Raw genomic sequence first — 7,118 nt, 5'->3', positions numbered from 1 at the left:
GTCGCCGCGTCCGCCGCGGCCATGACCTGGCTGTGCTCGGCGCTCGCCCAGCAGGGCGCCGTGACCGCGACCCTGCCGCCGGGGCGGCTCGTGGCCGCGCAGTTCGCCGCTTCCGCCGCCAACCATGTGCTGCCCGCCGGGCTCGGCGCGGGCGCGGTCAACCTCCGCTTCCTCATGCGCTGCGGCATGTCGGCCGGGCGCGCGGCGACGGCCCTCGCGGTGAAGGCGTCCGTGAGCGGCGTGGTCCGCGGCGCCCTGATCGCCGTACTCGCCCTGTCCTGCCCGGGAGTTCTGCTGGTGCCGTCCCTGTCCGGGGGAGGCGTGGCGGTCGTCATCCTCGTGCTCGGCGCGGCGGCGGTCCTGCTGTGCGACGGGCGCTGCCGACGGGTTCTCGTCGCCGTGGTGGCCGACATCCGGGCCGTCCACGCGCGGCCTCGGCGTGCGGCGGCCCTGTGGGGCGGGTCGCTGGCCTTCGCCGTGCTGCACTGCGCGGTGCTGATCGCGGTCACCCAGGCCGTGGCGCTGCCGCTGTCCCCGGCCAGGGTGGCGCTGCTCTATCTCGCCGCGAGCAGCGCCGCCGCCCTACTGCCCACCCCCGGCGGTCTCGGCTCCCTCGACGCCGCGCTCGCCTTTGCGCTCACCTCCGCCGGCGCTCCGGCGTCCGGGGCCGCGTCCGCCGTGCTCGGCTACCGGCTGCTGACCATGTGGCTGCCGCTCGTTCCGGGGCTGCTGGTCCTCGGGCTGCTGATCCGGCGCAAGGCGCTGTGAGGAGTTTCCGGCACGCCGGGTTCAGGTAGGAGTCGTCCATCGGGGTTCCGACGCGAGGGGGAGTGCGATGGCAGGCGAGGAGACCGGTGGCCGGCTGGGGGAGGAGTTCTTCACCCCGGGAGGCTCGTCCTTCACGGCGTTCCTGGCGGCGTACCGCCCCGAGTTGCTGAGCACCCGCAGCCCGCTCCCGGACAGCCTCCAGGCCGACCCGGACCGCGTTCCGCACGGCACCACGGTCCTCGCCCTCAGCTTCCGCGACGGCGTACTGATCGCGGGAGACCGCAGGGCCACCATGGGCAACCTCATCGCCCAGCGCGACCTGGAGAAGGTGCACCCGGCCGACGACTACACGGCCGTCGCCTTCGCGGGCACGGTCGGCCTCGCGCTGGACATGGTGAAGCTGTACCAGGTCGAGCTGGCGCACTTCGAGAAGATCGAGGGCACGGCGATGAGCCTCAACGCGAAGGCACGCCGCCTCGCCGGCATGATCCGCGACAACCTCGGCCAGGCCATGCAGGGCCTCGCCGTCGTCCCGCTCCTCACCGGCTACGACCCGTCCGCCCCCGAGGGCGAGCGGGGCCGCATCTTCAGCTTCGACGTCGCCGGCGGCCTGTACGAGAAGACCGACTTCCACGCCGAGGGCTCCGGATCCCCGTACGCCCGCGGCGCGTTGAAGAAGCTCTTCCACCAGGGCATGTCCCGCCGCGACGCGGCCCTGGCCGCACTCCAGGCGCTGTACGACGCCGCGGACGACGACTCCGCGACCGGCGGCCCCGACATCAACCGCCGGATCTTCCCCATCGTCTCGGTCATCACCGAGGAGGGTTTCGAGCGGCTGGCCGAACCGGAGACGGAGGAACTGAGCCGCGAGATGGTCGAGCAGCGCCGCGGGAGCCCGGACGGACCGACCGCGACGGTCTGACGACGGACCCACACGGCCCCTGACATCGGCCTTTCCCCGACCATGGTGAAGACCTGCCACGGGCTTTACTGCACATCGATTGCAAGTACCGCAGGATGGCGGAAGGCTGCGCAGTGCGGCCGTGCACCGACAGAAAGCCCCTGATGACGGCCGCCCCTGATTCCGCTCCACACCTCCCCGCCACGCCTTCCGCGCACGGCTCGGCCTGGCACCGCGTCCGCACTTCCATGACGCGGCAGGAGTGGATCAGGGTCGGGGGCATGGCCGCCTTCATCCTGGCCCTGCATGTGATCGGCTGGTTCACCCTCGTCGCCCTGGTCGCCCCTGAGCACTACAGCATCGGCGAGCGGTCCTTCGGCATCGGGATCGGCGTGACCGCGTACACGCTCGGCATGCGGCACGCCTTCGACGCCGACCACATCGCGGCCATCGACAACACCACCCGCAAGCTGATGGGCGACGGGCAGCGCCCGCTGTCCGCGGGGTTCTGGTTCTCGCTGGGCCACTCCAGCGTCGTCTTCGCGCTGGCCTTCCTGCTCTCCCTCGGCGTGAAGACCCTCGCCGGACCGGTCCGCGACGACGACTCCCACCTCCACGACATGACCGGCCTGATCGGTACGACCGTCTCCGGTGCGTTCCTCTACGTCATCGCCGCGCTCAACCTGGTCGTGCTGGCCGGCATCTGGAAGGTGTTCCGCCGGATGCGCTCGGGCCACTTCGACGAAGCCGCGCTGGAGGAGCAGCTCGACAACCGCGGCTTCATGAACCGCCTCCTGGGCCGCGTCATGAAGTCCATCACCAAGCCGTGGCAGCTGTATCCAATGGGCCTGCTCTTCGGCCTGGGCTTCGACACCGCGACGGAGGTCGCCCTGCTCGTCCTGGCAGGTTCGGGCGCCGCGTCCGGGCTGCCCTGGTACGCGATCCTGTGCCTGCCCGTCCTCTTCGCCGCCGGGATGTCCCTGCTCGACACGATCGACGGCGCCTTCATGAACCTCGCCTACGGCTGGGCCTTCTCCCAGCCCGTCCGCAAGGTCTACTACAACCTCACCGTCACCGGCCTGTCCGTGGCCGTCGCCCTCCTCATCGGCACCGTCGAACTCCTCGGCCTCCTCGCCGACAACCTCCACCTCCACGGCCCCTTCTGGACCTGGATCAGCACCCTCGACCTCAACACCCTCGGCTTCGCCATCGTCGGCCTCTTCGTCGCCACCTGGATCATCGCCCTGCTGGTGTGGAGAATCGCCCGCATCGAGGAGAAGTGGACGGCGGACTGACTCCCTGCTCCCGCTTCACGCGCGCAGACCCAGCTCTGCCCGCCACTTGAGGATCTGCTGCTCGGGATCCCCGGTGTAGGACCAGGGCGTGCGGGCGGCGCGTCGGCCGACCAGCTGCAGCAGCGGTGCTCCGATGTCCGGGAGGCCCGCGAGACAGGCCGCGTGGGCCAGGTAGTGGAGGTCACGCAGCTCGCCGGGGACGACGGCGCCGTCTGCGCGGCCCATGATCCAGCGCTCCCAGGTGCGGCGTACGTCGCTGACGGCGCCGTCGTGGTTCCAGTGCTGGCTGAGCATCACCGCGGCGTGCCGGCCCTTCGCGGCGTCGAGGGCGTAGCGGAACTCCTCGACCCGGGCGTACTGCACCAGCACCGGCAACGCGCAGCCGTGCGGTGCCGCGCCGGCCGCGTCGCGGGCGAAGTCGTACATGAGGCCGTGCGTGCCGTGCCAGCGGGACGAGTAGTAGTGCAGCACTTGGAGATGGCCCTCCACGCTGTACGGGTCTCGCCGGTGCAGTTCGTCCCACCAGCGGGCCAGCTCCTGCCGCCGTACGCCCGACGGATACAGCCGGGCGACGGAGATCAGGGAGATCCACGGCGTGGGGTCCTCCGGGTACGCCTCGGCGGCGTGCAGGCACGCGGTCACCGCGGCGTCGGTGCGGCGCTGGTCGATCGGTACGCCCCGGCCCGCCGCGATGGCCAGGTTGAACGCCCGGGTGGTCTCCGTCGCCGCCCGCAGCACCAGCGCGTCCGCGCTGCGCGGCTCGGCGGCCAGCCACGACTCGACCGTGGAACTCCTCGCGCACGCCTGTGCGAGCGCCCGCACGCGGTGGCCGCGCGCCAGCCAGTCGGCGCCGGTGGTCCGCAGCAGGTCCCTGACGCCCTGCCAGCGGCCGATGACGATGTCCTGGCGGGCGGCGGTCAGCGGCGCGTCCCCGCAGTCGGGGTCGAAGTCGAGGGTGAAGTGGTCTCGCGCCATCGGGATCTCTCTCAGAAGTCGGTGGGGAGACCCTCGTGGACACGCGCCTGCTCGTCCGCGCGGCTTTCGGGCACGTAATCCACGGTGACGGTACGGCTGGCGTCGAGTTTCGCGGGGTGGTAGTAGTCGCTGCCCTGCCGCCAGTACCAGAGCATCGGGATCAGCCCGACGGCGAGTCCGCCGATGCCGATCACGATCGCCGGGGTGCTCAGCTCGCCCAGCGACTCGATGAAGATCCAGAACATGAAGAGCGCGCCGAGCAGTGGCCACACGCCGCCGAGGAGGAAGTTCGCGGGGGACTTAAGCAGCATCTTGCGGTAGGCGACGACCACGGCGAGCCCCGCGAGACCGTAGTAGACGGCGATCTGCAGACCGATCGCCGAGATGGCGTGGCCGAGGATGTCACCGACCGTGCCGAGCGCGTTGGAAGCGATGATCATCAGCAGCGCCACCGCGCCCACCACCGCGATCGCCACCCACGGCGTGTTCCAGGTGCGGTGCACCCGGCCCAGCGCGGAGGGCAGCGTACGGTCGCGGCCCATCGCGAACAGCGAACGCGTCACCTGGATCAGCGTCGTCTCCAACGTGGCGATGGTGGACAGCATCACCGCCACGATCAGCAGCTTGCCGCCCCAGCCGGGCCAGATCTCCTCGCCCAGCACGGCAAGGACGTTGGAGTCGTTCTCCTGGATCTGCCGCGTGGACAGCAGGACGTTCACTGCGATGGTGAACGCCTCGAAGAGCAGGAAGACGATGCCGACCCCGATGAGCCCGGCGATTCCCGTCGTACGACGGCTGTTGCGGGTCTCCTCGCTGAGGTTGCTGGTGACGTCCCAGCCCCAGTAGTAGAACGCGGCGATCAGCGCGCCCGACGCGAACCCCGACACGCCGTCGAAATGGCTGAAGCCGAGCCACGACCAGTCGAAGGCCCGCGCATGGCCGGAGTGAAAGACGGCGAGCACCACGAAGAGCGCCAGGATGACGAGTTCGACGCCGGACATGACCAACTGCGCCCGGACGGTGAGCCGGGCGCCGCCGAGCACCACGAACAGCATGAGCAGGAACCAGGCCGCCCCGACCAGCGTGGACAGCATGGTGTTGTCGGCGAGTTGCTCGTCGAAGAGCGCCAGCGTCAACGACCCGGCGGGCAGCGAACCGGCCACCATGAAGATGGTCGCCGAGATCACCAGCGCCCAGCCGCTGATGAATCCGAGAAAGGGATGCAGCGTCCGCCCCACCCAGGAGTAACTGGCGCCCGCGTTCACATCGATCCGGCTGAGATAGCTGAACGCCAGCGCGATGCCCAGCATGGGTATCGCGCAGTACAGCAGGGCCGCGGGACTCGCCACCCCCACCGAACCCACCAGGACCGCCGTGGTCGCCGCGATCGAGTACGCCGGCGCGCTTCCCGCGACCGCCATCACCACGGTGTCGAACGTGCTGAGGGCATTGGCCTGGAGCCCTCTGCCCCTGCTGTTGCTCATGCGTGCGCTGCTTTCGGTCGTGCACGCCGCCCCGGGCATGCCGTGGCGGCGTAAGGGTGGGGGGTGAACCCGCCGCGCACCGGCGAGGGTTGACCTCACTGGCACGGACGGCACAAGGGGGGCGGCGGATACCGGCAGCGTTGTGTCGGCAGATGGTCACGCCTTGTGTGCACGTGATGATAGCCCCACCCGACGACCACTCAAGTCGCGTGTCTCAATCGGTATTCAGGCTCTTTCAGCGTCCACCGAGGAGTCCGGCTGATGATCCGTGTCAGTCCCCGATCCGGTCGATCTGCCGCAGCTTGTTGGTCGCGTCCAGGGCGGCGACCTTGTACGACTCCGCGAGCGTCGGGTAGTTGAACACCGCGTCGACCAGATAGTCCACGGTGCCGCCGCAGCCCATCACGGACTGCCCGATGTGAATCAGCTCGGTGGCCCCGGCGCCGAAGCAGTGCACTCCCAGCAGGGAGCGGTCCTCGGGGGACACCAGCAGCTTCAGCATGCCGTGCGAGTCGCCCACGATCTGCCCGCGGGCCAGCTCCCGGTACCGGGCGACGCCGACCTCGAACGGCACGGAGTCCTCGGTGAGTTGGTCCTCGGTCCGGCCGACGAAGCTGATCTCCGGGATCGTGTAGATGCCGATCGGCTGCAGGTTGTGCATCCGGCCCACCGGCTCCCCGCACGCGTGATACGCCGCCGCGCGCCCCTGCTCCATCGACGTGGCGGCCAGCGCCGGGAAGCCGATGACGTCGCCGACGGCGTAGATGTGCGGAACCTCCGTGCGGTAGTGCTCGTCGACCTTGATCCGGCCGCGCGGATCGGCGCTCAGGCCCGCCTTGTCGAGGTCGAGTTCATCGGTGAGGCCCTGCCGGCCGGCCGAGTACATCACCGTGTCGGCGGGGATCTTCTTGCCGCTCTCCAGAATGGTCAGCGTGCCGCGCGGATGACGCTCCACGGCGGCGACGGTCTCGCCGAAGCGGAACGTGACGGCGAGGTCCCGCAGGTGGTACTTGAGCGACTCGATGATCTCGACGTCGCACATGTCGAGCATCGCGGCCCGCTTCTCGACGACGGTGACCTTGCTGCCGAGCGCGGCGAACATGGAGGCGTACTCCATGCCGATGACTCCGGCGCCGACGATGACCATGGAGCGCGGTACGCGTTCGAGGGTGAGGACGTTGTCCGAGTCCATGATCGTCCGGCCGTCGAACTCGACACTGTCCGGGCGCGCGGGCCGGGTGCCGGTCGCGATCACGATGTGCTCCGCGCTGAGCAGCCGCTCATGGCCGGTGACCTCGCGCAGGGCCACGGTGTGGTCGTCGATGAAGTGGCCGGTGCCGGCGTACAGGGCGATGTGGTTGCGGGAGAGCTGGTTACGGATGACGTCGACCTCGCGGCTGACCACGTGCTGGGTGCGAGCGGTCAGATCGGCGACGGTGATGTCCTCCTTCAACCGGTAGCTCTGCCCGTACAGATCGCGCTGGGTGAGCCCGGTGAGGTAGAGCACCGCCTCGCGCAGCGTCTTGGAGGGGATGGTGCCGGTATGGATGGAGACCCCACCGACCATGTCGGGGCGGTCGACGACGGCGACCCGGCGGCCGAGCTTGGCCGCGGCGATGGCGGCCTTCTGGCCACCCGGACCGGATCCGATGACAAGCATGTCGAAGTCGGGCACCTCCGGAGTCTGTCAGCCGG

At 70.0% G+C, this 7,118-nt stretch carries 6 protein-coding genes; 3 read left to right on the top strand and 3 right to left on the bottom strand.

Annotated elements, in window-relative coordinates:
• The 3 genes from AB0I98_RS39235 to AB0I98_RS39225 form a co-directional block, all read left to right on the top strand.
• Positions 1–768, top strand: a 768-nt coding sequence (locus tag AB0I98_RS39235) for a lysylphosphatidylglycerol synthase domain-containing protein (RefSeq protein WP_362950248.1), incomplete at its 5' end; no start/stop codon positions are given.
• Between the two features lie 67 nt (positions 769–835).
• Positions 836–1,690 (top strand): proteasome subunit beta, encoded by an 855-nt coding sequence (gene prcB, locus AB0I98_RS39230; RefSeq protein WP_362950246.1) that lies wholly within the window; start codon positions 836–838, stop codon positions 1,688–1,690.
• Between the two features lie 143 nt (positions 1,691–1,833).
• Positions 1,834–2,964: a HoxN/HupN/NixA family nickel/cobalt transporter gene (locus AB0I98_RS39225; RefSeq protein WP_362950244.1), complete on the top strand. Its 1,131-nt coding sequence runs from the start codon at positions 1,834–1,836 to the stop codon at positions 2,962–2,964.
• A gap of 15 nt (positions 2,965–2,979) precedes the next feature.
• Here the strand turns inward: AB0I98_RS39225 and AB0I98_RS39220 are convergent, their stop codons facing one another.
• The 3 genes from AB0I98_RS39220 to sthA all read right to left on the bottom strand — a co-directional run bounded on the left by AB0I98_RS39220 (position 2,980) and on the right by sthA (position 7,098).
• Complete coding sequence (locus tag AB0I98_RS39220) at positions 2,980–3,939, bottom strand: hypothetical protein (protein WP_362950242.1); 960 nt, start codon at positions 3,937–3,939, stop codon at positions 2,980–2,982.
• 11 nt (positions 3,940–3,950) lie between these two features.
• Positions 3,951–5,423 (bottom strand): APC family permease, encoded by a 1,473-nt coding sequence (locus AB0I98_RS39215; RefSeq protein WP_362950241.1) that lies wholly within the window; start codon positions 5,421–5,423, stop codon positions 3,951–3,953.
• 271 nt (positions 5,424–5,694) lie between these two features.
• On the bottom strand, positions 5,695–7,098 hold the full coding sequence (sthA, locus tag AB0I98_RS39210; RefSeq protein ID WP_362950239.1) for a Si-specific NAD(P)(+) transhydrogenase: 1,404 nt from the start codon (positions 7,096–7,098) through the stop codon (positions 5,695–5,697).
• Positions 7,099–7,118 lie beyond the last annotated feature (20 nt).

The organism is Streptomyces sp. NPDC050211 (genome assembly GCF_040656035.1).
GTDB lineage: Bacteria > Actinomycetota > Actinomycetes > Streptomycetales > Streptomycetaceae > Streptomyces.
The sequence above is the reverse complement of the archived record's forward strand: the minus strand, read 5'-3'. Positions and strand labels throughout refer to the sequence as shown.